31 protein-coding genes and 1 tRNA gene are annotated in these 25852 nt (G+C 65.2%); 17 read left to right on the forward strand and 15 right to left on the reverse strand.

Annotated features, from left to right (window positions below; translation table 11 throughout):
- Position 1: 1 nt before the first annotated feature.
- From ACI8UR_RS02895 to ACI8UR_RS02915, 5 genes are all read right to left on the reverse strand, one after another.
- The gene (locus tag ACI8UR_RS02895) at positions 2-268 is read right to left on the reverse strand and encodes a hypothetical protein (protein WP_411716118.1); all 267 of its coding nucleotides are present in this window, start codon (positions 266-268) and stop codon (positions 2-4) included.
- 152 nt (positions 269-420) lie between these two features.
- Positions 421-1224, reverse strand: coding sequence for a prephenate dehydratase (gene pheA, locus ACI8UR_RS02900; RefSeq protein WP_411716117.1), 804 nt, complete (start codon positions 1222-1224; stop codon positions 421-423).
- Between the two features lie 298 nt (positions 1225-1522).
- Entirely contained in the window at positions 1523-2947 is a 1425-nt protein-coding gene (gene lpdA, locus ACI8UR_RS02905; protein ID WP_411716116.1) for a dihydrolipoyl dehydrogenase, read from the reverse strand.
- 92 nt (positions 2948-3039) lie between these two features.
- Positions 3040-4878, reverse strand: coding sequence for a ribosome biogenesis/translation initiation ATPase RLI (locus ACI8UR_RS02910; protein WP_415087532.1), 1839 nt, complete (start codon positions 4876-4878; stop codon positions 3040-3042).
- A complete protein-coding gene (locus tag ACI8UR_RS02915; RefSeq protein ID WP_415087534.1) occupies positions 4878-5195 on the reverse strand; it encodes a hypothetical protein in 318 nt (105 codons plus the stop codon). The genes ACI8UR_RS02910 and ACI8UR_RS02915 overlap by 1 nt, the downstream gene beginning before the upstream one ends.
- A gap of 121 nt (positions 5196-5316) precedes the next feature.
- Between ACI8UR_RS02915 and ACI8UR_RS02920 the strand changes: the two genes are divergently transcribed.
- A complete protein-coding gene (locus ACI8UR_RS02920; protein ID WP_415087535.1) occupies positions 5317-5598 on the forward strand; it encodes a winged helix-turn-helix transcriptional regulator in 282 nt (93 codons plus the stop codon).
- Positions 5599-5661: 63 nt separating this feature from the next.
- On the opposite strand, the gene ACI8UR_RS02925 is transcribed toward ACI8UR_RS02920, so the two are convergent.
- Positions 5662-7524 (reverse strand): PINc/VapC family ATPase, encoded by a 1863-nt coding sequence (locus ACI8UR_RS02925; RefSeq protein ID WP_415087537.1) that lies wholly within the window; start codon positions 7522-7524, stop codon positions 5662-5664.
- A gap of 179 nt (positions 7525-7703) precedes the next feature.
- Here ACI8UR_RS02925 and ACI8UR_RS02930 point away from each other — a divergent pair, with 179 nt between their 5' ends.
- Positions 7704-9209, forward strand: coding sequence for a carboxypeptidase M32 (locus ACI8UR_RS02930; protein ID WP_411714557.1), 1506 nt, complete (start codon positions 7704-7706; stop codon positions 9207-9209).
- Positions 9210-9262: 53 nt separating this feature from the next.
- Positions 9263-10114, forward strand: coding sequence for an ATP-dependent sacrificial sulfur transferase LarE (gene larE / locus ACI8UR_RS02935; protein ID WP_411714556.1), 852 nt, complete (start codon positions 9263-9265; stop codon positions 10112-10114).
- A 58-nt stretch (positions 10115-10172) separates the two neighbouring features.
- Here the strand turns inward: larE and ACI8UR_RS02940 are convergent, their stop codons facing one another.
- Positions 10173-10802 carry a histidine phosphatase family protein gene (locus tag ACI8UR_RS02940; protein ID WP_411714555.1) on the reverse strand — a complete coding sequence of 210 codons (630 nt, stop codon included), beginning with the start codon at positions 10800-10802 and terminating at the stop codon, positions 10173-10175.
- 87 nt (positions 10803-10889) lie between these two features.
- Here ACI8UR_RS02940 and ACI8UR_RS02945 point away from each other — a divergent pair, with 87 nt between their 5' ends.
- The gene (locus ACI8UR_RS02945) at positions 10890-11378 is read left to right on the forward strand and encodes a hypothetical protein (RefSeq protein WP_411714554.1); all 489 of its coding nucleotides are present in this window, start codon (positions 10890-10892) and stop codon (positions 11376-11378) included.
- Here the strand turns inward: ACI8UR_RS02945 and tatC are convergent, their stop codons facing one another.
- Entirely contained in the window at positions 11379-12170 is a 792-nt protein-coding gene (gene tatC / locus ACI8UR_RS02950) for a twin-arginine translocase subunit TatC (RefSeq protein WP_411714553.1), read from the reverse strand.
- A 109-nt stretch (positions 12171-12279) separates the two neighbouring features.
- On the opposite strand from tatC, the gene ACI8UR_RS02955 reads away from it, so the two are divergent.
- From ACI8UR_RS02955 to ACI8UR_RS02970, 4 genes are all read left to right on the forward strand, one after another.
- Positions 12280-14502 (forward strand): twin-arginine translocase subunit TatC, encoded by a 2223-nt coding sequence (locus tag ACI8UR_RS02955; RefSeq protein WP_411714552.1) that lies wholly within the window; start codon positions 12280-12282, stop codon positions 14500-14502.
- Positions 14503-14589: 87 nt separating this feature from the next.
- Entirely contained in the window at positions 14590-14766 is a 177-nt protein-coding gene (locus ACI8UR_RS02960; protein WP_411714551.1) for a ribbon-helix-helix domain-containing protein, read from the forward strand.
- Positions 14759-15484 carry a queuosine precursor transporter gene (locus ACI8UR_RS02965; protein ID WP_411714550.1) on the forward strand — a complete coding sequence of 242 codons (726 nt, stop codon included), beginning with the start codon at positions 14759-14761 and terminating at the stop codon, positions 15482-15484. The genes ACI8UR_RS02960 and ACI8UR_RS02965 overlap by 8 nt, the downstream gene beginning before the upstream one ends.
- A gap of 40 nt (positions 15485-15524) precedes the next feature.
- The gene (locus ACI8UR_RS02970) at positions 15525-15725 is read left to right on the forward strand and encodes a hypothetical protein (RefSeq protein ID WP_411714549.1); all 201 of its coding nucleotides are present in this window, start codon (positions 15525-15527) and stop codon (positions 15723-15725) included.
- On the opposite strand, the gene ACI8UR_RS02975 is transcribed toward ACI8UR_RS02970, so the two are convergent.
- Complete coding sequence (locus ACI8UR_RS02975) at positions 15722-16537, reverse strand: SAM-dependent methyltransferase (protein ID WP_411714548.1); 816 nt, start codon at positions 16535-16537, stop codon at positions 15722-15724. The two genes, ACI8UR_RS02970 and ACI8UR_RS02975, sit on opposite strands and share 4 nt — an antisense overlap.
- 224 nt (positions 16538-16761) lie before the next feature.
- On the opposite strand from ACI8UR_RS02975, the gene ACI8UR_RS02980 reads away from it, so the two are divergent.
- Both ACI8UR_RS02980 and hjc read left to right on the forward strand, forming a co-directional pair.
- On the forward strand, positions 16762-16998 hold the full coding sequence (locus ACI8UR_RS02980; RefSeq protein WP_411714547.1) for a hypothetical protein: 237 nt from the start codon (positions 16762-16764) through the stop codon (positions 16996-16998).
- A 114-nt stretch (positions 16999-17112) separates the two neighbouring features.
- On the forward strand, positions 17113-17634 hold the full coding sequence (gene hjc, locus ACI8UR_RS02985; RefSeq protein ID WP_411714546.1) for a Holliday junction resolvase Hjc: 522 nt from the start codon (positions 17113-17115) through the stop codon (positions 17632-17634).
- 6 nt (positions 17635-17640) lie between these two features.
- On the opposite strand, the gene ACI8UR_RS02990 is transcribed toward hjc, so the two are convergent.
- Positions 17641-18288 (reverse strand): SWIM zinc finger family protein, encoded by a 648-nt coding sequence (locus ACI8UR_RS02990; RefSeq protein ID WP_411714545.1) that lies wholly within the window; start codon positions 18286-18288, stop codon positions 17641-17643.
- Positions 18289-18472: 184 nt separating this feature from the next.
- Between ACI8UR_RS02990 and ACI8UR_RS02995 the strand changes: the two genes are divergently transcribed.
- Entirely contained in the window at positions 18473-18670 is a 198-nt protein-coding gene (locus tag ACI8UR_RS02995) for a hypothetical protein (protein ID WP_411714544.1), read from the forward strand.
- On the opposite strand, the gene priL is transcribed toward ACI8UR_RS02995, so the two are convergent.
- Complete coding sequence (gene priL, locus ACI8UR_RS03000) at positions 18664-19722, reverse strand: DNA primase regulatory subunit PriL (protein ID WP_411714543.1); 1059 nt, start codon at positions 19720-19722, stop codon at positions 18664-18666. The two genes, ACI8UR_RS02995 and priL, sit on opposite strands and share 7 nt — an antisense overlap.
- 403 nt (positions 19723-20125) lie before the next feature.
- Here priL and ACI8UR_RS03005 point away from each other — a divergent pair, with 403 nt between their 5' ends.
- Positions 20126-20713: a hypothetical protein gene (locus tag ACI8UR_RS03005; RefSeq protein WP_411714542.1), complete on the forward strand. Its 588-nt coding sequence runs from the start codon at positions 20126-20128 to the stop codon at positions 20711-20713.
- Here ACI8UR_RS03005 and ACI8UR_RS03010 read toward each other — a convergent pair.
- Positions 20710-21096, reverse strand: coding sequence for a hypothetical protein (locus ACI8UR_RS03010; protein WP_411714541.1), 387 nt, complete (start codon positions 21094-21096; stop codon positions 20710-20712). The genes ACI8UR_RS03005 and ACI8UR_RS03010 overlap by 4 nt on opposite strands.
- Positions 21097-21282: 186 nt before the next feature.
- On the opposite strand from ACI8UR_RS03010, the gene ACI8UR_RS03015 reads away from it, so the two are divergent.
- Positions 21283-22467 carry an aspartate kinase gene (locus ACI8UR_RS03015; RefSeq protein ID WP_411714540.1) on the forward strand — a complete coding sequence of 395 codons (1185 nt, stop codon included), beginning with the start codon at positions 21283-21285 and terminating at the stop codon, positions 22465-22467.
- A 21-nt stretch (positions 22468-22488) separates the two neighbouring features.
- On the opposite strand, the gene ACI8UR_RS03020 is transcribed toward ACI8UR_RS03015, so the two are convergent.
- The 3 genes from ACI8UR_RS03020 to ACI8UR_RS03030 all read right to left on the reverse strand — a co-directional run bounded on the left by ACI8UR_RS03020 (position 22489) and on the right by ACI8UR_RS03030 (position 24186).
- Entirely contained in the window at positions 22489-23148 is a 660-nt protein-coding gene (locus tag ACI8UR_RS03020; protein ID WP_411714539.1) for a metallophosphoesterase family protein, read from the reverse strand.
- A gap of 66 nt (positions 23149-23214) precedes the next feature.
- A complete protein-coding gene (locus ACI8UR_RS03025) occupies positions 23215-23802 on the reverse strand; it encodes an IMP cyclohydrolase (protein ID WP_411714538.1) in 588 nt (195 codons plus the stop codon).
- Positions 23803-23853: 51 nt separating this feature from the next.
- Positions 23854-24186 (reverse strand): hypothetical protein, encoded by a 333-nt coding sequence (locus tag ACI8UR_RS03030; RefSeq protein ID WP_415087538.1) that lies wholly within the window; start codon positions 24184-24186, stop codon positions 23854-23856.
- Between the two features lie 76 nt (positions 24187-24262).
- Here ACI8UR_RS03030 and ACI8UR_RS03035 point away from each other — a divergent pair, with 76 nt between their 5' ends.
- The 4 genes from ACI8UR_RS03035 (at position 24263) to fer (ending at position 25834) form a co-directional block, all read left to right on the forward strand.
- Entirely contained in the window at positions 24263-24598 is a 336-nt protein-coding gene (locus ACI8UR_RS03035; protein ID WP_415087539.1) for a winged helix-turn-helix transcriptional regulator, read from the forward strand.
- 65 nt (positions 24599-24663) lie between these two features.
- Positions 24664-24736 (forward strand) — tRNA-Gln (locus ACI8UR_RS03040).
- A 102-nt stretch (positions 24737-24838) separates the two neighbouring features.
- Positions 24839-25078 carry an aminotransferase class I/II-fold pyridoxal phosphate-dependent enzyme gene (locus ACI8UR_RS03045; protein WP_415087545.1) on the forward strand — a complete coding sequence of 80 codons (240 nt, stop codon included), beginning with the start codon at positions 24839-24841 and terminating at the stop codon, positions 25076-25078.
- A gap of 66 nt (positions 25079-25144) precedes the next feature.
- A complete protein-coding gene (fer, locus tag ACI8UR_RS03050) occupies positions 25145-25834 on the forward strand; it encodes a ferredoxin Fer (protein ID WP_415087540.1) in 690 nt (229 codons plus the stop codon).
- The last annotated feature ends 18 nt before the right edge of the window (positions 25835-25852 follow it).

A 25852-nucleotide genomic window follows, 5' to 3' on the forward strand; every position in this document is an offset into this window, starting at 1 on the left:
TTCAGCCGTCGTAAAAGAGGAACACTGCGAGGCCGACGACGGCAGCGACGACGTATGCAGGCTGGGCGAGCGCCGTCTCGGAGATCGCGGTGGCCGTCGCGCCATCGAAGGTGAGGCCGCCGCTGGTCTCGGCGACGACGCCGACCGACGCCAGGAAGACGGCGAGCGCGCCGAGTGCCACGATGACTCCGGCGGCGCTCAGCGGGTTATCATCGGCCCAGCCAGCGATGCGGTACAGCGGCCACAGAAGCGTCCCTCGGAGTCCCATGCCCACCCGGACGTTTCGTATGGAGATAAAACCGCGTCAGACATCCGCCACCGACCGCCGGCGGCCGATTCTTACGAATTGTTGTAACTGTTTACCGCGACGACCGCCTGAAGACTGGCGGTCGATGCGGAAATGAATTACAACAGTCCGTATCAAATGACGTGTTCGGTGTCGTAGGAGCCGAGCACGCGAACCCAGCCGGTGGAGGCGATGTCGCGGAGGTCGTCGATGGCTTCCTGGGCGCGCTCCTCGTAGAGGCCGGCGGCGAAATCGAAGTGGAAGACGTAATCGCCGAGGCGCTCGCCGCTGGGGCGGGATTCGACCCGCGAGAGATTGACATCACGTTCTGCGAACGGTTCGAGCATCTCCAAGAGCAGGCCTGGGTAGTTCGTGTTCGGGTAGACGACGACGCTGCTTTTGCCGCCGGCGTCGGAGCGTTCGGTTTCGGGCGCGAGCACGACGAACCGGGTGGCGTTCGAGTCGCTATCCTGGATGTCGCGGGCGAGTACCTGCAGGTCGTCGCCGGCGGTCGCGGGATGGCCGATAGCGGCGACGGTGGAATCCTCGCGCGCTCGTTCGACCCCGCGGGCGGTGGAGGCGACGGCCTCGGTTTTGACGCTCGGGTACTCACGGGAGAGGAACTCCCGGCACTGGGCGAGCGCCTGGGGGTGGCTCGTGACAACCTCGAACTCGCTCGTCTGGGCGAGGAGGGCGTGCTGGATGGGCGTGACAATCTCACGGACGACGGAGACGTTGCGGTCGGCGAGGGCGTCCAGCGATTCGGTGACGCTGCCCTCGATGCTGTTCTCGATGGGAATGACGCCGCGCTCGTATTCGCCGCTTGCGACGCCTTCGACGATGCCGGTCACGGATTCGACGAAATCGATCTCGTCTGCGACGGCCTTCGTCGCGCGGTGTGAGTAGGTTCCTTCCGGGCCGAGCGTGAGCGCCTTCATTGCACCGGGGTAGTGTGGGAGTTGGCAAAAGAGCGTCGGGTGCGGGACTCCGAGCAGAGCGAGGAGTCCCGATGTAGCGAGCGGGAGGAGCGAGTGCAACGATCGACGACACGCGAGCGGCGAGAGCCTGAGCGCAGCGAAGGCTCTCGATATGACGAGCGGGAGGAGCGGTAGCGAGACACGACCGGAGGGAGTGTCTCGAAGAATCGAGCGGAGAACGAAGTGAACCGCGAGACGTGCGAACCGCGAGCAGCGAGGCTGAGCTCCAGAACAAACCGCGAGCAGCGAGGCCGTAGAGTCACCGATTCAGCGTGTGAACGGCCATGTCACGAGCGTTCGCGGCCGCCTCGGCAACAGCCTCCGACAGCGTCGGGTGGGTGTGAATCGTCGCTGCGATATCTTCGAGTTGCGCTCCCATCTCGATGGCGAGGCCGACCTCGGCGATGAGTTCGGAGGCCTCGGGAGCGACTATCTGGGCGCCGAGGACGAACTCGGTTTCGGCGTCGGCGACGATACGGACGAAGCCCTCATCGGCGCCGAGCGTGAGCGCGCGGCCGGAGGCACGCAGCGGCATCTCGCCGACGATTGGGTCGAAGCCGGCCTCCTCGGCCTCGGCTTCGGTCATCCCGACCGTGCCGATTTCGGGGTCGGTGAACACCGCAGCCGGGACGGCCTGGTAATCGAGGGCTGCCGGTTCGCCGGCGATGACTTCGGCAGCGACGTGGCCCTCCTTGTACGCCTTGTGTGCGAGCATCGGCTCGCCGGCTACGTCGCCGACGGCGAAGACGTGTTCGACGTCGGTTCGGGCCTGGTGGTCGGTTTCGATGGTGCCGTCCTCGTTCGGTTCGAGGCCGATGCCGTCGAGGTTGACCGTGTCCGTGACGGCCCGGCGGCCGACGGCGACGAGCACCTTCTCGGCGGTATATTCGTGGGTGTCGCCGTCCTCGGTTTCGGTGGTGACGAGCGCCTCGCCGCCAGCTTCCTCCCAGCCCTGGGCTGCCTCGCCGAAGTGGAAGTCGATGCCGTGTTCCTCGGCGCGGTTCCGGATGATGCGCTTGACGTCGTCCTGATAGCCCGGCAGGATATCGTCGAGCATCTCGACGACGGTAACGTCACAGCCGAGTTTCGCGAGCACGGTCGAAAGCTCCATGCCGATGTAGCCGCCGCCGACGACGAGCATGGATTCGGGCACCTCATCGAGGTTCAGCGCCCCGGTGGAGTCGAGAATCCGGTTGCCGTCGAAATGTAGTCCCGGAAGCTGGACGGGGCGGCTCCCCGTCGCGATGATGGCGTGTTCGAACTCGATGGATTCGCTGCCCTGCCCCTCGCCGCCGTGGGCGACGCGAGCCGTGTTCTCGTCGACGAACTCCGCGCGGCCCGAGATGAGGTTGACACCGTTGGCTTTGCAGAGCTTCTCGACGCCGTTCGTTAGCTGGTCGACAACGCCATCCTTCCAGCCGACGAGGCCCTTCATATCGACGGCGGGGTCGGCGTGGATGCCCATCTGCTCCGCGTCACCGACCTCGTCGGCCAGCCCCGTCGCGTGGATGAGCGCCTTCGAGGGGATACACCCCTCGTTGAGGCAGGTGCCGCCGTAGGCGTCCTTCTCGACGAGCGTGACGTCCAACCCGAGCTGTCCGCCGCGAATCGCGGCGACGTAGCCGCCCGGCCCGCCACCGATGACCAGTACCTCCGTTCCTGTCGCGATGTCTCCGACGACCATTCGTTGTAGACCTCTCGCCCGGAGGGGTTAAAAACTGGCAGGAATTGCCGAGGGGGTCGGCGCGCGTGGAAGAAAGGCCGAGGCCGAAGGCGCTACTCGTCGTCGTCGGGCGCGTAGTAGTACTCGCCCGCTTTCTTCTGCTCGCGGTCTTTCTGGGAGCCGGGCTTGTTGATGCGGGGACGACCCGTCCGTTCGTCGCGGCGGAAGGTGACGTCGAGGTTCGACAGGAAGGTGTTCATCCCCTCGCGCATCCCCATCGGCTCGCCAGCGCGGCCGTGTTCGGCCGGCTGGCCTTCGAAGACCTGGAGCCGGTCGGAAAGCAGGTCGATCATGTAGATATCGTGGTCGATGACCATCGCCGTCGCACCGTGGTTTTCGGTGTAGCGGCGGATGGCTCGCGTCGCGAGGACGCGCTGTTCGACGTCGAGGTGTGCGGAGGGCTCGTCAAGGAGATACAGGTCGGCCTCTCGGGAGAGACACGCCGCGATGGCGACGCGCTGGCGCTCGCCACCGGAGAGGTCGGTGAGGTTCTGCTCCATGATGCGCTCGAGCTGGAGCGGCTGGGCGATCTCGGTGTTCCAGTACGAGGAGCCGAAATCGTCGGTGATGGAGCGAAGGAACGAATCGACCCGCATCGGCTGGTCGATTTCGACGTACTGCGGCTTATACGAGATATCGAGACGGGCGTCGAACGACCCCTCGTCCGGTTCGATGCGGCCGGCGAGCAGTTTCGCGAACGTCGATTTCCCGATTCCGTTCGGGCCGACGATGCCGAGTACCTCGTTCTGTCTGATTTCGCCAGCGTCGACCTCCAGCGTGAACTCACCCTCGCCGTAGGATTGCGTCATGGCCGGATACTCGACGAGCGTGTCGCCGTGCGAGGCCGTCCGCGGGGCGTGTTCCTCGAACTCGATGGATCCCGGCCGGATGCGCATGTTCTCGTTTTCGAGGTAGCCCTCGAGATACTCGTTGATGCCCGATTTCGTGGATTTCGGCGGCGTGATGACGCCGAAGACGCCGGGCTCACCGTAGGCGACGTGGAGCGCGTCGGCGAGCAGGTCGAGCACCGCGAGGTCGTGCTCGACGACGAGCATCGACCGGCCCTCCTCGGAGAGTTCCTGGATCAGGCGGGCGGCGGTGACGCGCTGGCCGATGTCGAGATACGGCGTGATCTCATCGAGGAAGTAGAAGTCGGCGTCCCGGACGAGTGTCGCCGCCAGCGCGACCCGCTGGAGTTCGCCGCCCGACAGCGTGTCGATGGGCTGGTCGATGACCGGCTCGATGCCGAGCCGTTCGACCAGCTCGTCGGCGGCATCACGTTCGTCGACGCCGGCAAGTAGTTCGCTCGTCTTCCCGTCGAAGGTGTCGGGGATCTTGTCGACGTACTGCGGTTTGCGGGCAACGGTGACATCACCCTCTCGGAGGTCTTGGAGGTATCCCTGTAGTTCCGTGCCGCGGTACTCATCGAGCACCTCGTCCCAGTCAGGTTCGTCCTCGAAGCGGCCGAGGTTCGGCGTGATTTCGGCCGCAAGGACGTGAACGGCGGTCGTCTTCCCGATGCCGTTCGGCCCCAGGATGCCGGTGACGCGGCCCTCCTGTGGCGCCGGCAGGCCGTACAGGGCGAAGCTGTTCTCGCCGTAGCGGTGGGTGGGATCGTCCTCCAGTTCCTGCGGGAGGTTGATGATTTCGAGGGCGTCGAAGGGGCATTTCTCGACGCAGATACCGCAGGTCTCGCCGAGACAGAGGTCTTCGGAGATGGAGACCTGGTCGGGCGCGCCGGCGAAGAGGCCGTCCTCGCCGTGGCGCTCCTCGCGCGTGACGATGCACTCCTCGCCCGTCCGGTTGGGCGGGCAGAAGTTCGCACATTCGTAGTTACAACGGTCGGGCTGACATCTGTCGAGGTCAACGACCGCGATACTGTCTTCGGCCATCAGAACGTCGTCCCCGTTACGAGCAGGATCGACCAGCAGACGAACCAAAGCGCGAACGTCATGAACGCCACGTACAGGTAATCCTTCACGCCGAAGTCCTCGACGTCGATTTCGAGCCCGGCCGCTTCCAGAGCCCGAAGCAGGGGGAACTGCACGATGACGGCACCGGCGAGCACGTAGACGGCGAGTGGGTCTTCGGCGCCGCCGGCGACGGTGCCGGAGATGAGCGCCGCAACCACGCCAGCGAGACACGCGATCGCCGTGACCGTCACGCCGCGGACGTGCGCGACTCGGCGTTCGGCCGTATCGGTTGCCATACGGCATACTCGGCCATCCGTCGTCAAAAGCGGTTCGTTCCCACGACGGGGGTGTTGGCGACAATACCACACCTGTTGGGGTCAATGTTTATACTCCTGGCAACCCTCCTTTCAGGTACAAATGGCCGATTCTGACGGGGAAGAACTCACTGACCTTCCGCCCAGCGCGAAACTCGTCTACAAGGTGCTCGAATACAACGGGCCGATGACCCAGAAGGCCATCGTCGAGGAGTCGATGCTCTCGGCTCGGACGGTTCGGTACGCCCTCGAGCGGCTCGAGGACATCGACATCGTCACCGAAGACGTCTACTTCGCCGACGCTCGGCAGAATCTCTATGAGATCGAGGCACCCGTGGAAGCTGCGGCCGACGGCGGCACCGAGGCGGCCTCCTGCGACGACTAATCCCGCTGCTTTTGTTCGGCATCACACCGTAGCGACAGCCGTATCGAAAACGGAAGCGAGCGACTACTGCGGGACGGCCGTAATCTGATTGCCGCGGTCGATAGCCTCCTCGATTTCGTCGGCGATGGCCGATCCACGAGAGACCTGCACCTCGCCGCCGCGTGAGACGGTCGCGGTGAACAGGTACTCGCCGTCGGCCCGCACCTCGACGGTTTCGCCCTGATGGCCGGACATCGGGATGACGACGTGGCGGTTCGTCACTTCGGGCGTGACGACTTCGCCGGCGTGTTGGGTGGTGCCACCACCACCGCTGCCACCGCTGGAGGCAGATTTCCCACCGGGACGCTCGGAGAAGGTTCGGACGTCGATGCTGATGCCGAGACGGTCTTCGATCTGGCTGATACGGCCGCCACCCTTGCCGATGACGTAGGAGATGTCGTCGTCCTCGACATAGACGACTGCCTTCTCGCGGCCCTTGATTTCGACCTCGACGTGCCCGCGGGCGACGGAGCGGATCTCGCGTTCAATCTCCTGTTTCGCGACGCGTTCGATACCGCTTTCCTCGCCGTCCTCGCCCTCGGCGCCTTCCAGCGGCACGGTGACGACCTGGCGGTTGAACGTGTAGATCTCGTAGGCGGGCTCGCCCGTCTCGAAGTCCTCGATGACGATGACCGGGCGGGCGAGGTCTTCCTCGACGAGGCCGTGGGGCACTTTCACTTCGGTCTTCACGTCGTAGACGGTGTGGACGTCGCCGGCTTCGATGTAGACGACGGTGTCGACGACCTGCGGAATCATGCCGAGTTCGACGCGGCCGACGAGCCGCTGGAGGGCGTCGATGGCGCGAGTGGCGTGGACGACGCCAATCATGCCGACGCCGGCCATCCGCATGTCCGCGAACGTCTCGAAGTCGGACGTTTTGCGCACCTCGTCGTAGATGGTGTAGTCGGGCCGCACCATGAGCAGCGAGTCGGCGGTGTTCTCCATCGATCCGCTGAGTTCCGTGTACTGGGTGATTTCGGGGCCGACCTGGAGGTCACGCGGCTTCTCCATCGTCTTGACGGCGTAGCCGGAATCGCTGAGGAACTCGGCGACGGCCTGTGCGAACGTCGACTTCCCGGCGCCGGGCGCCCCGGAGATGAGGACGCCTCGCTGCCGTTCCGTAAACCGGTCGCGGAGCGCGTCGGCGTTCTCGTAATCCTCCAGCGTCGTCTTGACGATGGGTCGGACGGCAGTCACCTCGACGCCGTCGGAGAAGGGGGGTTCGGCGACGGCGATTCGCATGTCGCGAATCTGAACGATGGTCATGCCGGGGTGGGTGAGTTCGATGAACCCCTCGGCCGAGGAGCGAGCGGTATCGATGATGTCGTTGGCGAAGGTGCGCATCTGCTCTTCGGTGAGCGTCTCCTCGCCGATGTGTTCGTACGACATCTCGCCGATGGTGCCGCGTTTCGCCATCGGGCGCACGCCGGTCTTCAGATGCACCGACATGGTCTGGTCGTCGAAGTACGTCTTGATGGCCAGTTCCGTCTCCTCCTCGGTGCGGGGTTCGACGTAGCTGACGTCGAGCCCCTTCGCCTTCGCGACCTCGCTTTGGACGACATCGCTCGTCAATAGGGTGGCGTCGTACTCGTCCGCGAGATCGCGAATCAGGGCGTCGATTTCGCCCTCGCCGGCTTCGCGTTTCTCGATTGCGGCGGGGCGTCGGCCGACATATTCGAGGGCGATTTGCCCCTCCGCTTCGTAGTCGATGAGCCGCTGGAGTTCCTCGAGGCCGTTCCAGCCGCTATCGCGGCCTTCGTTGGCCTGCGCCTCCAGTTCACCGACGACCGCCTCCGGAACGTAGACGGTGCCATCGAAGCTCTCGGCCTCGATGCGTTCCGATACCCGGCCGTCGATTACCGCGCTCGTATCCGGGAGAATGTCCATACCGAATTTCGGTTCCCAACGCGTATAAATTCGGTGATACTTGGAGTGAGAGCAGGAATACATCACGGTACAGAACCGCTTCCTGTGGGTGTATCGCGCGCGGCCGACCATCAGAAGCGTGTTACACGTCCACACAGCAGTTCGGAGGGTTCTTTTGCTGTGAATCCGCAGTATTTGCCATGGCAACCGACCAAACGACGGTTCCAGAGGCCTATGGCGACCTGCTGGAGCAGTACAAGCGGTCGACGTATCTCGGCGATGCGAACATGGTGTTGAGTTGGGATCAGGAAGTCATGATGCCGGAGGGCGGCACGCCCGCACGGTCGAAACAGCGCGGCGCTATCTCCGCCGTCGCACACGACATGCTCGTCGACGACGATGTCGCCCAACTGCTCGACGAGCTGGAGGGCGCGGAACTGCCGGACGGCGAAGCCGCGAACGTCCGCGAAATCCGCAGACAGTACGAGCGGAAGGCTCGCGTCCCGACCGACCTCGTCGAGGAGATCAGCGAGGCCACAAGCGACGCCCACCCCGTCTGGCAGGAGGCCAGGGAGAACGACGACTGGGACACCTTCGCGCCGACCGTCGAGCGCATTCTGAACCTCAAGAAGGAGTACGCAGAGCACATCGACCCTGATTCCGACCCCTACGAGGTGCTGTTTGCCGACTACGAGCCGTATCTCGACCTCGAGACGGCCGAGCGCATCCTCGAACGGCTGCGCGACCGGCTCGTCCCGCTCATCGACGCCATCCGCGACTCGGACACCGACCTCTACTCGGTCGAGGGAACGTACCCCGAAGACCAGCAGATGGAGCTGGCGCGTGACACGCTCGACACGCTCGGCTACGACTTCGAGCACGGCCGCATCGACACCGCACCGCACCCCTTCTCCAGCGGCACGCAGTTCGACGCCCGCGTGACCACGCGCTTCGATGAATCCGACCCGCTGGATTCGCTCGGCTCGACCATCCACGAGTTCGGCCACGCCACCTACACCCAGGGGCTCCGAAAGGACGCCTACGGCACGCCGCTGGGCGAGCATCGCGGCCTCACCGTCCACGAATCGCAATCCCGGCTCTGGGAGAACCACGTCGGCCGCACGAAGGATTTCTGGGAGCTGTTCGCGCCCCAGTTCAACGACCAGTACGGCACCGACCTCTCGGCACAGGACGCCTACGAGGCCGCGAATCAGGTGTACGAGGACAACCTCATCCGCGTCGAAGCGGACGAGCTCACCTACCACCTGCACATCATCCTCCGGTTCGAAATCGAGCGCGACCTGCTGACCGGCGACCTCGACGTCGAGGAGGTGCCGGCCGTTTGGAACGACAAGATGGAGGAGTATCTCGGCATCCGGCCCGATGCCGACAGCGAGGGCTGTCTGCAGGACATCCACTGGAGCCACGGCTCGTTCGGTTACTTCCCGACGTACTCGCTGGGCAGCGTGCTTGCGGCCCAGCTGCACGCCGCGGCGAAAGACGACATCGGCACCCTCGACTCGCAGGTGCGGGCCGGCGAGTTCGACGCCCTCCACGAGTGGCTCACCGACAACGTCCACAGCCAGGGCCAGCGGTACACCACCGACGCCCTCATCGAGGCGGCCACCGGCGAGGCGTTCACCGCCGACTACTTCCTCGAATACGCGGAGTCGAAGTTCGCCGACCTCTACGACCTCGACCGCTAAGGTGTGGCCGGCGTGACGCCGGGCTTTTCTACGCGCGCCCCGAGAGGTGATGCATGGACACGGACGCGAAACGCGAGGCCGCAATCGACGACCTCCGTGAGTTCGATGGGGTCGTCATCGCCTTCTCCGGCGGCGTCGATTCGGCCGTCGTCGCCGCCCTCGCAAAAGAGGCGCTCGGCGGCGACGCGGTCGCCTGCACCGCCAAAAGCGAGACGCTGCCGGCGGCCGAGCTGACCGACGCGACTCGGGTCGCCGAGGAAATCGGCATCCGCCACGAAATCGTCTCCTTCTCCGAACTCGACAGCGAGGCGTTCATCGAGAACGACGACGAGCGCTGCTATCACTGCCGGTCGATGCGACTCGGGAAGATGTTCGAGACGGCCCGAGAGCTGGGCATCGAGACGGTGTGTGACGGGACGAACGCATCCGACCCCGGCGATGGCCACCGCCCCGGACTCCGGGCCGTCGAGGAGCTGAACGCCTACTCGCCGCTTCTCGAACACGGCATCACGAAAGACGAGGTGCGCGACATCGCCCGCCACTACGACCTCTCGGTGGCCGACAAACCCTCGATGGCCTGTCTCTCCTCGCGCATCCCGACGGGACTCGAAGTGACCGAGGAGAAACTGACCCGCGTCGAGAAAGCCGAGACGCTCCTGCGGACGTGGGGCTTCGAGCAGTTCCGCGTGCGCGACCACGACGGCCTGGCACGCATCGAGGTCGGGGAAGCGGAACTCGACCGGGCGCTCGACCCCGATTTCGCCGCCGCCGCCCGCGAGCACCTCGCTGACGTCGGCTTCGACCACGTGACACTCGATTTGGAGGGCTACCGGACGGGCAGCGTTTCGCCCTCGGATTCCTCCGACGACGTTCTCGACGCCGAATACCCCACGAGCGACGATTGAGGCGGCGAGTTCGACCTCGATGAGGAGGCGACCGACGCCGCCGGATAAGCAATAATCGCTACCCGTCCCACTCCGTTGCGTTCTCACGGAGGATGTCCACAGTACCGTCCTCAGCGACGAACTCGTTGACCGCGCAGTTGGCCTGATGGTGCTTGCCGAGCGCGTCCTGCAGTTCCATCCCCTTCGCATAGCCCAGGAGGACGTGCAGTGGGCCACCGTGTGTGACGACGAGTACCGTCCCGCCGTCGTGGTCGTCGACGAGGCGTTTGAACCGGCCGGTGACGCGGTCGGAAACGTCCCGGAGCGACTCGCCGCCTTCCGGCACCGCGAGAGCGGCCTCGTAGGCGGCGTCGCCGAGGCCGAACTCGGGGAACCGCTCCTCGACATCGGCGTAGGTGAGGCCCTGATACACGCCGAGATCGCGCTCGCGCCAGTGGGGTTCGTACTCGACGTGGCGGTCGCCGATGTCGACGGAGTCGAGGATATGGTCGGTCGTCTGTCGCGTGCGCAACGAATCGGAGGCGAAGACGCGGTCGATGTCGTGTTCGTATCGGTCGGCCAGCCACTCGCCGGCGGCCGCCGCCTGCGTTCGGCCGGTGTCGTTGAGCGGCACGGGGGCCCACCCCTGCATCCGGCCGTTTCGGTTCCAGTCGGTTTCGCCGTGGCGGACGGCGACGACGCGCGTCATTGGGTAGCCGTACTTCACGGTGGGCAATGAGCTTTCGGTCACCGAGGCCGACAGTAGTTCTATACGGCCGAGCGGTGTGGCTCGCGTATGGCGTCCGAGGAATCGACCGGCCCACCCCCGGTCGAACGCATCGGGTGGTCGCTGCTGGCGGGTGGCTGTTTCGCGGCCTCGGCATCGCTTTTCGTCGTCCCGTTTATCGGCGCCGGGCGGGTGTGGTCGAATCCGCTGTCGGATAGCGACGCCGCGCTGGGCGTAGCAGCGCTGCTCGCCGCGTTTCTCGTCGGCGGCGCGTCCTGGTACTACGTCGAAGCGAACGCTACCCGGCGCTACGTCAGCGCCGGCGTCGTCGCTGGCGTCGTCACCGGAACGGTCGCACACCCTGTGATGTGGTTCCTCTGGGGACTGTTTGGCGGATCGCTCTTTTATGCCGTCCTGTTCGTCGTGGTGCCGCTGTTCTGGCTGTTCGGATTGCTCTTATTCGGTATCGTCACCATCCCGCTCGCGGTCGGTGCTGGGGTCGTGGTCGGCACGCTCCGAATCGTGACGATACGGTACCGAGAACGGCGCGCGGAGTGATTACCGCTTGACCCACTTCAGCGTGAGCAGCGTGCCCTCGAAGAGGCTGATCATCGTCGCGGCGACCATGATGGGCGCCATTCCGGTCGGGTCGGGGCTGAAGAGGAACGCGATGCCGAGGAACGCACCCCAGAAGTAGAGGCGCTTGTCGGCCAGCCACGCCCGCGTCGTCAGCCCCATCATGATGGCGAGCATGACGAACAGCGGAATCTGGAAGACGGCGGCGAAAAGCCCCATCATGAGGACGATGAGGTCGAACGTCTCGGTGAGGCCGAACGCGATGACGGCGGCGTCCTGTGAGTACGTGAGGAAGTACGTGAAGATGGCCGGGAGGATGAGGAAGTACGCGAAGAGCACGCCGACGCCGGCGAGCACGAGGCTCGCGGGCACCGAGGCGAGGTAGTACCGTCGTTCGTGCTGGTAGAGGCCGGGGCGCATGAACAGGTACGTCTGATAGACGAAGACGGGGAGAGCGATGATGAAGCCGCCGAGGGTGGCGACTTTCAGCCGGGCGAGGATGAGCGCGAGGGGGTGGTACACGCGGGGTCGGGCGATGTCGCCGCCCGGCAGCACCGAGTACCACAGGAAGTTGATGATGCGCTCGCCGAAGGGAAAGATGACGCCGGAGATGAGCGCCATGACGATGAGGACGACGCCGAGCCGGTAGACCATCTCCTCGATGTGGTCTGCCAGCGGCATCTCCTGGTCGCTTTCGGGGGCCTCGCCGACGACGCCCTCGTCGGGGTCGTAGCCGTCGTCGGGCTCATATCCCCCTTCGGCGGTCTCTCCCATTGTGCTTCGCTCAGCGCCGGCCGTTTGTAAGCCTTCTCGTCGCCGCGGCCGCCGGATTTCCCTTCCCGCTTCGAAAAGGTTGATAACTGCGAACAGACAACCTTCCCTCGTGTCTAGCGCCGTAGACGACGATGTCGCCGAGACGGTCGCTGATGGGCGCCAACAGCTCGGGGCGCTTCTGTCGACTGCCCAGACGCATCTCCAGAAGGTGTTCATCGTCTTCGTCATCGGGCTGGTCGGAACGATATACGTCCTCAGAGCGTTCGTCTGGGCGCAACTGAAAGCCGACCTGAACACCAACCCCGATATCGTCGTCGTCGCCATCACGCCCTTCGAGGTTATCCTCCTGCAGGTGAAGATCGGGCTCGTCGTCGGCGTGTTGCTCTCGGTGCCCCCGCTCATCTACTACTCGCGTGATTCGCTGAAGCGCCGTGGCCGGTGGCCGGAGCACCTCCCGCGCTGGAAGGCTGCGGGCTTCATCGGCGTCAGTGCCGCCCTCTTCGCCGGCGGCGTCGCCTACGCCTACAACCTCTTTTTCCCGCTGATGTTCTCCTTTTTGGCGTCGAACGCCGTCAGCGTCGGCTTCCAGCCCACCTACTCCATCTCGATGTGGGCGCAGTTCATCTTCCTCCTGTCTTTGTCGTTCGGGCTTGCGGCCCAACTGCCGCTTTTGATGAGTACGCTCGGCTACACGGAGATCGTCCCCTACGAGACGTTCCGGGACAAATGGAAACACGCCATCGTCCTCATCTTCGTTTTCGGGGCACTGTTCTCGCCGCCCGACCCCTTCACACAGGTGATGTGGGCGGTGCCGCTCGTCACCCTCTACGGCGTCTCGCTGTACATCACGAAGGTCGTCGTCACCGCGAAGCGGTCGAGCGACTCCGTCGACATCCGCCAGACAGCGCTCGACCACTGGAACGTTCTCGGTGGTCTGTTCGTCGTCGGCCTCGCGCTTATCTACGCCTTCTACACCTACGGCGGCTACGAGGTCGTCAACAGCGGGCTCGCGGCCGTCGATTCCAGTTATCGGTTCCTCCCCGCCGGTGAGGGATACGGCATCGCCGAACCCGCGTACATCGCCATCTTCGGCGTCATCTACGGCAGCGTCTTCGCGATAATCGGGCTCGCGTACCTGGTGTACGACCGGCTCGAATCCGTCGAAGAGAGCCGCTATGCGGTTGCGGGCGGCCGGCAGGGCGACCCCGCCGATATCGACCTTTCACAACTCGACGAAGCCGGTATCCGGGCGGCACCCGCGGCGGCCTTCGCCCGACTGGACGAGGACGAGGCGCTCGCACTCGCCGGCCAGGCAATGGAAGAACAGGACGACCCCGACAAGGCCCAGGCCATCCTCGACCGCTACGACGACATCAATCCGCCGAGCCCGGACTTGTCACCGAAAGACCACGACGGCGAGGGTGCGAGGCCGACGGCCGAGCCGGACGGGACGATGCCCAACGAGGGCGACGAGGAAGCGGAGGGCGGTCTCCTCGCTCGCCGCGGCGCCGGCATGCTCAGCGCCTTCAGCGAGGACGAGATCGACGAGGACGACATCGGCGGCTACGCCTACGACATCGCGTTCGTTCTCGACAGCCTCACCTCGAAATCGTTCCGCCTCGTCGGTATCTTCATGGCCGTCATGGCGACCACGTTCTTCGTGCTATATCAGGGCGGCATCGGGGTGCTCAACGACCAGTTCGTCAGCCGGATGCCCTCGGAGTTCGCCGCCGAACAGGTGTCTATCGTCACGCTACATCCCGTGGAGGCGCTGATCTTCCAGATCAAGGTCTCCGTCATCTTCGGCGCCGTGGCCGTCGTGCCGTTGCTCCTCTACTACGCGTGGCCGGCGCTGAAAGAGCGCGGCGTCGCTCGTGGTGACCGCCGCGTCCTCCTGGTGTGGGGCGGAAGCCTCGTGCTCGGACTGGCCATCGGCAGCGTCGTCGGCTTCATCTACGCCGCCCCCGCGGTCATCTCGTGGCTCGCTGCGGACGTCCTCGGTGCCGGGATGATAATCGCCTACCGTATCAACAACTACGGCTGGCTCATCTTCTTCCTCACCGTCGGCATCGGCGTGCTCGCGATGATCCCCATCTCGATGCTCCTGTTCCAGCACGGCAACATCGTCCCCTACCGCATCATGCGGGAGCGCTGGCGGGAGTTCACCCTCGCCGTGCTCGCCCTCTGTGCGTTCCTCTCGCCGCGAGGCGTCTTCACGATGTTCCTGCTCGGCATCCCCGTCGTGGCAGCCTACGGCGTCGGACTCGGGCTCGTGTGGCTCGTCACGCTCGGCGGGCGGCGGACGGCCGAACCGGTCGAGCCGGCGGACTGAGCCCCGCTCGCGGCACTCTTTCCACTTCGATTGTTCTCTCACCGACCGATTCGACGGCGTTTAGTGCTCGCGAGGTATTCGTCCAGTATGCCCAAGATAAGCGTCGAGATTCCACAGGAACTCCTCGAAGACCTCGACGACCACGTTGGAGACGACGGCAAATACGTCAACCGCAGCGACGCCATCCGGGCGTCCATCCGCAAGAATCTCGATATCCTCGATGAGATAGACGCTCGCCACAACCGGCTGGAGGACGATGAGTAACGTCACCGCCGGTCAGCGACCCACACTACCCGCCGTTGCGGTCGCGCTCGCGGCGCTTTTCGTCACCGCACTGGTCACCGCACAGGTGACCGCGGCGAAGGTGCTGTCCTTTGACCTGCCGTTCGCGCTGCCCGTCGCCGGCGCCGAGCTGGCGCTTCCGGGTGCCGCCCTCGCGTACGCGCTCACCTTCTTCGCGACGGACTGTTACACGGAGCTGTACGGCAAACGCGCCGCGCAGGTGCTCGTCAACGTCGGCTTCGTGATGAACTTCCTCGTGCTCGCGCTCATCTGGAGCACCATCCTCGCGCCCGCCGCACCCTCGAGCATCGACCCGGCGGCGTTCAGAACCGTGCTCGGAGCCTCCACCAACATCGTCGCGGCGAGCCTGTTCGCGTACGTCATCAGCCAGAACTACGACGTCGTCGTCTTCCATTATCTCGCCGACCTGACCGACGGCGACCACCTGTGGCTCCGCAACATCGTCTCGACGGGGACGAGCCAGGCCATCGACACCGTCATCTTCGTCGGTATCGCCTTCTGGATACTCCCGCAATACGCCGGCCTCGGCCCGGAGCTGCCCGGCAGCGTCGTCCTCTCGCTCATCGTCGGCCAGTACGCGCTGAAACTGCTCATCGCGCTCGTCGACACGCCGTTCGTCTACCTCGTCGTCGGGGGCGTCCGTCGCGCTGACACGTCCGGCATCGCAGTCGGCCGATAGCCGCCGAACGCTTTTCTAACAGCCCCGATACGTCGGATGCATGCTGCCCCTCCAGTTCGCCATCCCCGGTGGCCCGGAGTTGCTCGTCATCCTGCTGATTGCCATCCTGCTTTTCGGCGCGCCGCTACTGCTGGTCGTGCTACTCATAGCGAAGCAGGGCAGCGGAACCGACAGCGACCGCGTCGCAGAACTCGAACAGCGAGTCGAAGAACTGGAAGCCGAACTCGAAGAAGAGCGTTAGGCGAGTCGCTCGGCGAAGCCGTACCGCGGTTTCACGTCCGTCACGCGAACTTCGACGGTGTCGCCAGCCTCGGTGCCGGCGACGAACAGCGTGTAGCCGTCGACCTTCGCGATGCCGTCGCCCTCGCTGCCGACGTCCTCGATGTCGACCTCGAGCGTGTCACCCTCCCGGACGGGCCCGGTCAGCCGACCCTTCGCGACCATGTACAGCTCCGAGGAGGAGTCACGAGAGGCCTTCGGATGGATGGTGCGGACGTACTCGAACTCCTCGTCGATGTCCGCTCGGAGGTCGTTCGTGTCCTGGCCCTCGAACACCTTGGCGACGAAATCGCCGCCAGGGGCGAGCAGTTCCAGCGAGGTTTCGAACGCCATCCGCGCGAGATACACCGACCGCGCGTGGTCGAGGGAGTACTCGCCGGTCATGTTCGGTGCCATGTCGGAGATGACGACGTCCGCTTCGCCGCTCGCGGGGCGTTCCGCTCCGCTCCCGCTGCCCGAGGTCTCCCGCTCGACCTCGCGCACCGAGTCGATGACCCGCTCGCGCGTCTCTTCCTCGGTCATGTCGCCGCGAACCGTCTCGACGCCGTCGATGGGTTTGATGCTCTGGAGGTCGATGCCGACGACGGTGCCCTCCTCGCTGACGAGTTCGGTCGCGACCTGCAGCCAGCCGCCCGGAGCAGCACCGAGGTCGACGACGGTATCGCCGCGGCTCATCAGCCCCGCATCCTCGTTCAGTTGCTTGAGTTTGTAGGCAGCCCGGGAGCGATACCCCTCCTGTTTCGCCCGATTGTAATACTCGTCTTTACCAGTCATAATGGCTCACCAAATTTGCTGACATGTTCCGCGGGAGAACCGCAGGCGAATTCGCGTTCATACTAATTACGACGGGGTCGAAGCGGAAAGGGACATCGGATGGCGTCGGCTCCCTTTCGAATTAGCGCCTTTGCCTCGATATCCGCGACCGTTTCGGCCGGCGATTCAATAGGGAATGGCTGCTCCCACCGAATTTTGATATCCGTCTAGTTGTTAGTGAGACTATGACTGGCTCGGAGCGTTCTGAACGGCTTCGACAGCTGAAACAGATGGTTCGGGAGGAACTGGAACGTCGAGAGGATGTTCGCGAATTCACCATCCGGGAACACGATGTGCAGGGGATTCTCGTCGACGCCACCGAAGAAGACGAGGATCGACTGTATCACGTCACGCTCGAACGGCTGCCGGACGGAACCGAGGAAACTCATTGGAGCTACCTCGGGACGGAGAAATCCGAGTGAGGAATCTACAGTCGGCCTCTACACTCAGCCGTGTGGAACGATAGCAGAGAGCGCCTTGGCGGAACCGACGGCTGGTCGTCCCATTTAAGCCCCCGCACGACCGACCACACATCGATGCCGAATTCGAACGCCAAAGGCGACCGCCGGGAGCGCGAACTCGTCAACGACCTCGACGAGTCCGGGTTCGCGGTGATGCGGGCGCCCGCCTCGGGCAGCGCAACCGAGCGGGAACTGCCGGACGTGCTCGCTGGCGACGGCGACACCTTCTACGCCATCGAGGCGAAATCCTCGGCCGGCGACCCAATCTACCTGACCGGCGAGGAGATCGAGGCGCTCGTCTACTTCGCACAGAACTTCGGCGCGAAACCCCGTGTAGGCGTGCGGTTCGACCGCGAAGACTGGTATTTCTTCCATCCCGGCGACCTCTATCAGACCGACGGCGGAAACTATCGGGTGAAAAAGGAGACCGCGCTCGCCGACGGCACCGATTTCGCGGAGTTCACCGGCGCCTCCGAGAAGGTGACACTCGATGAGATCACTGTCGAGAAATCCGAGGACGACGAGAACGTCCGGGAGATCCTGGGCGCGGTCGAACGGGGCGACCTCCCCATCGCGGATGCCGCCGAGATGCTGTAAGCCGTTCTATTCGATTAGCATCTGGTCACGAACCGCAAGCCGGGAGTACGGGAACGCGTAGCGAGGTCGTTCGTCGAGGTCGGCTTCGGCGTCGCCGCTGAAGGGGTAGACGACCTCGACGACCGGGTCGTCGGTCGGATAGCCGTCGTTTTTCGGGTAGTCGGCGACGGTGCAATCGGCCGAATCGATGTATCGCTTCGAAGCGGTTTCGTCGGTCAGTCGGTAGACGACGACCGTATCGCCCGTCTCGCGGTCAGTCGCGACGTCGCCGCGTTCGAGCCAGCAGTCACCGCAGACGGCCGGCCCAGACTCGGGGACGAACGACTCGCGGGTACAGATGTCGCAGTCGCCGCGCACCTTTCCGGGTGGCGGGACGCGGCCCTCGGTCACCTCGATGGCGACCCGGCGGAGGTGTTTGCAGCGCTCGCCGCGAATCTCGTGGTCGGGGCAGGTACAGTCGCTGCGCGGGAGGGAGACGAGATACGTCGCGCCGGATTGGCTCTCGACCGCGTATCGGCCGTAGCCGAGCGGGCGAACCGCCATCGCCTCCGTCCACGCGCGAGCCGAGCGGTCGTCGAGCCGGCTCGTGTCGGGCGCCAACGGGCGCCGAACGTCGGAATCCGATGACGCGGCTGTGTATTCGGGATGCGTCATTCCAGTTGAAACGTAGGTGTTCGACGCTAATGAGTCGTTCGACCGTTCAGACCGTTACGGACAGTTTTTCGGCCGTTTGGCGGCTCCAATCGGGTGTTTTCGCTGCCTGCAACAGCCAGGCCTTGCACCGCAGGGTCGTCTCGCCTTCGAAGCGCTTTTCTCCCAGACCATCGGATGGGCGGGCATGGATAGGGATGCCGTCGTCGAAGCCGTCGTCGCCTTCGTCGGCGTCGCCACGCTCGCCGCCATCATCATCGGAGTCGGCGTCGCTTACAACGACAGCGGCCTCTCGGCCGACGGCGGGCTCGCGCTCGTCGGCGCAATCGCGTTCTTCATCGTCCTCATGACCGCCGTCGGCGTCGGCCTCTCACGCCGCTACTGAGCGCGCCAATCGGCGATGCGGTCGTCCGGGGCCTGCTGGAGCCGTGATTCGTAGTACGACAGCGGGTGCTGAATCGTCTCACAGACGTCGTCCTTGTCGACGCAATCACCGTACTCGTCCATCACGGTACACGACGGCGGCGCGGCGACGGCGCCGTTCTCGTCCTGCAGACGGCCGACCTGCTCGGCTACCGCGTCGGCGGCGTCTCCCGAGAGGTCACACAGGGACGTCACCTCCTCGGCGTCGAGGCCGGTGCTGACGAGAAACGAGACCAGCGAGAACCGAGACGTATCTGAAAGTGACTCTCCTTCCCGCACCCGCGTCAAAAGGGCGCGCATGCATGGCGGGAAGAGACCTGGAACGACGGCGTCGAACGCCATCGGCGGGTCGAGGTCAGCGACGCTGCGCCGGATGACGCCCAGTTCGTCGTCGAGCGGGTCGGCGATGGGGTCGGGAACCGACAGCGGCAGCCCCTCCTCGACGCGGCGGCGGACGGCCTCCCGAAGCAGCGTGTAGAGTTCGGGGCGGTCGACGGGCACGCGGCCATCGGCGAGCGGGCGGGCGGCCAGCCGCCACTGGCTGCCGTCGAGCGACGCCGCGAGTTCGAGATACGCGGTGACGGCGACGCTGAACCGGCCGTTTCCGGTCGGCTCGACCCGACCGGACATCCCGAAATCGGCGAGCATGCGGTCGAGGGTGAGCCGCTGGTCGGCGGCGCTGCGCAGTTCGATATCCGCCTCGAAATCCTCGACGAACCGCTCGCGGGCGGTGGCAGCCTCGGCGGCGGCGTACTTCTCGACGGCGCCGGGGACGTCGAGCAGCGAGACGAGCACACGGGCGACCGGATAGGAGAGCAGTTCCGCGCGGTCGCTCCAGGTGCGTGGCTCCTCGGCTTCGGTGGTTCCTTCGAGCAGCGCGCGGCGGACGCGCTCGCGACCGCGCTCGACCGCCGGGCCACCCGCAGCGACGAGGGCCGCGAGGTCGACGTCCGCGGCCTCGACCGCATCGCGAGAGGCCGCAAGGAAGGGGTACCGGGCGTGGAGCCGCTCCATACCCACCGGTATCATTCGGGTGCCGATAAACGCACCGACCCCAACTGCGTGAATATTTGTCGAAGTAATCGAGTGAAGGGACGCGAGTACCGCTACCCAGAAAGCCCTCGGTGCGGTGGCGGCCGCTGCGGCGGATATCCTCCCTCCGGTCGGATAGGGCCGCCGCAGCGACTCCCCTCCAGCGCCACCTTGCCTCACGGGTCGCTCCGCTCCCCGTTCGGCCAATCGAGACGCTCACTCCGTTCGCGTCTCGCGCGCCTCGCCCTTTCATCCACCAGGACAGCAAGCCTGCCCTTCCCCGGCCGAACAGTCATCATCCGGCGCGGGAACGGTAGCCATTCGAGAAGCCGTCTCCAGAGAGTCGACACGCCTTTGACCGCCGCCGTCCACCCGACGAATACCCGTGCGCCTCAGGTACCGCTGTCCCGGCTGCCGGACGACGAGCAACCTCCACGACCCCGGCTGTGAGTTCGAGGGCACCGAGCGGGTACATATCGAGAAGGCGTACACCGACCTGCTCGGGCCGCTTTCGGCGCGCACCTACGCGGACGAGGACGCGCTCCGTGAGGCCGTCCCCGAGCGCTGGAGCGGGCTTCACGCCGCCGTCCTCTCCCGGCTTCGAGGCGACCAGCGCGTCGTCGACGAAGAGGGTGAACTGCGTCTCCTGCCGCCCGAGGAGTACAAAGAGCGCGTCGCCCAGCCGACGTTCGAGCCGCTGAAAACCATCTACGAGAAGGGGAGCGTGCCGGGCGCCCACGACAACAGCGTGTTCAGCCTGCTGGCCTTCTACGAGATGGTCGGCCTCTCGTGGGAAGAAGCCCGCGAGAACACCGTCGATTGGCTCATCGAATCCGGGACGTGGAACCGCGGCGGCTTCGAGGAATCCTCACCGGAGGAGCTGGTCGACTCGAAACAGCACGTCTTCGAGATGGGATACGGCTGGAAGGAGAAAGCGCAGGCCGCGAAGGCGGTCATCGACCGCCACCTCTAATCGGGCGTCCACCGGTAGCGCGTCGTCCGCGTGCCATCGAAACTGGGCCCGGGGCCGTGCTCCTCGAACCCCGCCCGCTCGACGGCGGTCTGTGCCGACTCGTCGGCCTCCGTGACGAGCAGTTCGACTTCCATGTTCTCGCCGGCCGCGAACCGCGTCGGCTCCTCGAGCAGCCGTTCACACAACTCTGGGTCGCCCTCCAGTTGCGTTACGTGGATGGTTTTCTCCTGGGCGTCGTAGCTGACGAACCCCCGCACGTCGTCGGCCTCGTGGGCGACGCGCACCGTCCGGTCGTGGACGAGGTTCCGCATCACGTCCGTCGGCGCGCCCGTCAGGGTCGCCAGCCGTTCGGCGTCGGCCTCGATGGCGTCCCGGATGTCCATGTCAGGCGATAACGGACTCGGAGGGATTAACCTTTGCTGGCGTTGCCATCGTGCGGTCGCGCTTCCGGGTGCGCAAGAATCGCCGTGAAACGGGGCTGTCGCAAGCGTTCTCCAGATGGACAGGATTATCTCCCGTGACCGGCTACCGGCGGACATGAGCCACCACGCCGCACAGCAGGTGATTGTATGCGCGTAGTCGCCAAGTTCGGCGGCACGAGCCTCGGGAACGGCGACCGAGTGAACCGGGCCGCCGACTCGATTGCTGATGCCGTCGAGAAGGGTCACGAAGTCGCTATCGTGGCGAGCGCGATGGGGTCGACCACCGACTTCCTGCTCGACGCCATCACCTTCGAGGCGGACGAGTCCGACGAGGCCGAAATCGTCTCGATGGGCGAGCGAACCTCCGTCCGGATGCTGAAAGCCGCCCTCGGCGCCCGCGGCATCGACGCGAAGTTCCTCGAACCCGGCGTCGACGGCTGGCCGGTCATCACCGACGAACACGGCGAGGTCGACGTCGAGGAGACCCAGCGCCACGCAAAGCAGTTGGCCGCCGACATGGCCGCCAAAGGATACGTCCCCGTCATCACCGGCTTCCTCGCCCAAGACCACGCCGGCAACGTCACGACGCTCGGTCGCGGCGGCTCCGACACCACCGCTGTCATGCTGGGCAACTACATGAACGCCGACGAGGTCGTCATCATCACCGACGTCGAAGGCGTCATGACCGGCGACCCCCGCGTCGTCGAAGGCGCGCGAAACGTCGGCGAAATCACCGTCGACGAACTCCGGAACCTCTCGTTCCGCGGTGCCGAGGTCGTCGCTCCCTCCGCGCTTTCCTACAAGACGGCCGATATGACCGTCCGCGTCGCCCACTACCAACACGGGGACTTACTGGAGGGCGGCACGACCATCGAGGGGCAGTTCAAGAACCTCATCGACCTCCGGGAGACGCCGCTTGCCTGCCTGACGGTCGCCGGCCGAGCCATCCGGAACACGCCGGGCATCCTTTCGGACCTGTCGGTCGCACTCTCGGATTCGGACATCAACGTCGACGCCGTCGCGAGCGGGATGGACTCCGTGACGTTCTACGTCGACGAGGAGATCGCGGAGCGCGCCGAGAACGTCCTCCATCAGGCCGTCATCGACGCCGAACCCCTCTCGAGCGTCACCGTCGACGACGGCGTCGCCGTCATCCGCATCACCGGCGGCGAACTCCCGAACCAATCCGGCGTCCTCCAGGACATCATCGAACCGCTCTCGGAGGAGCATATCACCATCCACGACCTGATTACGAGCGCGACCTCGGTCTCCGTCTTCGTCGACTGGGACGACCGCGAGGAGGCGCTCGAAACCATCCAGCGAACGGTTTAGAACGGCCCGTTTTTCGTTCGTTCACCGCCCCTTCAGGAGCCGCGTCCCCGTCCCTTCTGGGAGTCCGGCCGCCTCGATGGCGTCGATGACCTCGCCGACATCGTACTCGACGCGGTGTTCCTCCACGGTCATCGCCTCGAGGTCGACGACGCTGTAGGCCGCCTTCGGGTCGCCGTCTCGTGGTTGGCCGACACTGCCGGGGTTCATCACGATGCCGTCGTCGTATATTTCGTGCGCCTGCACGTGGGTGTGGCCCATCACGAGAACGTCCTCGTCGTCGAGCAGCTCCTCGGAGAACAGCGCCGGGTAGGTGTAGCGGTTCGGGTCGTCCGGATGGCCGTGGACGAGTTTCAGCCGGCCGTCGAAGCGGTGTCGTTCTTCGGGGAGGCCTGCGAGCCACTCGGTTCGGTCGTCGTCAAGCACCTGGAGGGCGTACTGGACGCCGGCGTCGGCCATGCTGTTGCCGCCGAAGCCCGTCCCCGTCACGACGGCGCGGTCGTGATTCCCCATGATCGTCGGCACGTCACGCTCACGCATCGCGTCGACGCAGTCGGCCGGCCACGGGTTGTAGCCGACCACGTCACCGGCACACACAACCTCGTCGATGTCGGGCATGTCCGAAAGCACCGCATCGAGGGCGACGCGATTGGCGTGGATGTCCGAGATGACCCCGATAAGCATCGTCCGGAACGTCGACCCGAGGGGGCTAAGGCCTGATGGTGGCGCGGGAAGCGCTCACACGACGGCTCACTCGCCGTTGCCGTTGTACAGCCCCGTCTCGAAGCCCTCGTCGGTTCGGGTGACGGCGGCGGCACACACCGCGTGCTCGAAGTCGGCGTCGTAGAGCTCCCGGGCCATCGCCGCCGGCTCGGTCGCCTCGAGGTCGACGGCCTCGGGGCGGTTCTTCTCGTAGGTCGCCACGAGCGTCGGCTCCTCGACGGCGTGGACGAGGACGGCGTCCCGGCGGACGGTGCCGATGTAGCTCTCCTCGTCGCCGACGACGCCCGCGATGCGGGGCGTATCGTAGTCGTCCTTCTCGTAGTCGAGGGCGAGCAACGACTCGGTCAGCGCGTCCCGCGCCGGATAGCCGAGGTCGAGTTTCTCGGTGATGGGGTCGACCTGCGTCCCGTTGCCGATGACGGCCTGTTCGTCGTCCGCGGTCGTCCGCAGGCAGTTGTACGAGATGTAGGGATTGTCCGTCTCCGGGGCGTCCGGAGTCGGCGCGACGGTGAGCAGCCCGTCGCGTTCGATGACCTGTCGGTTCGGGAACGACCGCGAGGAGACGCGGTAGGCGGCACGATTCGGTGCGACGACGATGAAACGACCGACGTACATACATCCGTCTGCCAGCGGTGGGAGTATGTCGGTGTCGGTTCGCGCCGGGAGCTATCGGAGTTCAGCGACGAGGCCCTCCTCGAGTAACTGCTTCGTTCCGTCGGGCCCGTCGAACTGCAGCCGAACCGTCTCGAAGGCCTGCGGCACCTCGATTCGGAACCGGGCGAACGAACAGCACTCGGCCTCCCGCTTGACGAAGGTCGACACCGCCTCAAACACTTCCTCAGTGCCCCGGAATACGAACTCGTAGCCGTCTTCGCGTTCCTCGATGTCAGTTAGCTCGGTGGTGAGCGTCGTTTCAACCCAGTCGCGCCGATTCTCTCGCTCGGCTTTGGGCAGCGTGCACGCGACCGGAACGTTGTCATACTCTGTTTCGTCCGTCATACGCCTATGCTTCGGAGAGCGAAGTTATTAAGCTGTGAAGTCCAAAGTGTTCAACTAGCTTCGAGGAACCAAAGCGATGGCACAAGATTGCACCTTCACTGAGGGCTCGTTCACCTGCTTCTGTCCCCTGACGGGCGTCGTCGACCTGCTCGGACGGAAATACACGATGCAAATCGTCTGTGTCGTCGGCGCCCACGAACCCGTCCGGTTCGGCGACGTCGAGGCGCACCTCCCCTCCGCGAGCACGTCGACGCTGTCCTCGCGGCTCGAAGAGCTGGCCGAGGCGGGACTCGTGACGCGGGAGCAGTACGACGAGATTCCACCGCGCGTCGAATACGAACTCACCGAGGATGGCCGAGAGCTCTGTGGACGACTGGAGCCACTCCTGGAGTGGGCGGCAGCGCGGCAGTGACCCAGCGGGGCGTCGGGACGTTACGACAATCATAAGTATCGCCGTGGCGTTCGTGTTGTTGTGGCAGTTCCGTGGTGTAGTGGCCAATCATGAGGCCTTCTGGGGGCTTCGACGGAGGTTCGAATCCTCCCGGAACTATTCTCTCGACGCTATCTCGGACAGCGAGGGGTTCGCTCGCGCGGTGGCTTTAGGCTTCGACGCCCGAAGACGGCCCATGCACGAGCCGACCGCATCGACAGCATCGACGGCCTCTCGGCGCCGCCACCGGAAAGGGGCCTTCTACGCGTTTCTCACCCCAACGTCGACGCGGATTCGCTCACGGTCGCGAAATACCTGCTCGAAGAACACGTCGTCGTGCTCGCACCCGGCAGCGGCTTCGGGACGGCCGGCGAGGGATGGCTCCGGCTCTCCTTTGCCAACTCGTTGGAGCGGTTGGAGATCGGCCTCGACCGCATCGCGGCGGGCATCGACGCGTACTGACCACGTCCCACCCCGCGTTTGCCGCGGAAAGAAACGCTTTCCCGGCTGCTCCGGCTAATAGCGGGTGTGTCCTCCCCGTTCGACGTGCTGGGCATCGACGCCGATGCGGACGAAGCGGAGATCAAGCAGGCCTATCAGGAGCGAGTGAAGGAAGCCCACCCTGATCACGGCGGCACCATCCAGGAGTTCCAGCGCGTCCGAACGGCGTACGAATCGGTCAAGTCACAGATACAGCGGAGCGACGGCACTGACGAAGCGAGAGTCGTCGACGGCGAGCCGGCTGCTGAGGCCGAACCGGACGAAGAAGAACCCGAAGAACAGCAGGCCGAGGTGCGGGCCCGCGTAGAGTATCTCAACTACGAGGTGCTCGACGACCACGGCTGGAGCCTCGACGACGACGAACTGTTCGAGCGGGCCTCGGACGCCGGCCTCGACCACAACGACTACGGCCGCATCCTGGTCGAGTCGGGCGAATCACTGCTGGAAGCCGCCGAGAATCGTGGCTTGACGTGGCCGTACGCCTGTCGCGGCGGGGCGTGTGCGAACTGCGCCATCGCGGTCGTCGGCGGCGAGTCGTCGATGCCCGTCGACCACATCCTGCCCGAGGAGATGACCGACCGTGGTATCCGGCTTTCCTGCGTCGGCGAGCCGATAACCGACGAGATGCAGGTCGTCTACAACGTGAAGCATCTGCCGTATCTCGACGACCTCCGGCTGCCGCCGCATCCCTTCGAGCACGCCCACCGGAACGATTGAGCGGGTCGCGGTGGCCGA

It is taken from the genome of Natronomonas sp. (genome assembly GCF_047616845.1).
In the GTDB taxonomy this organism is placed as follows: domain Archaea; phylum Halobacteriota; class Halobacteria; order Halobacteriales; family Haloarculaceae; genus Natronomonas.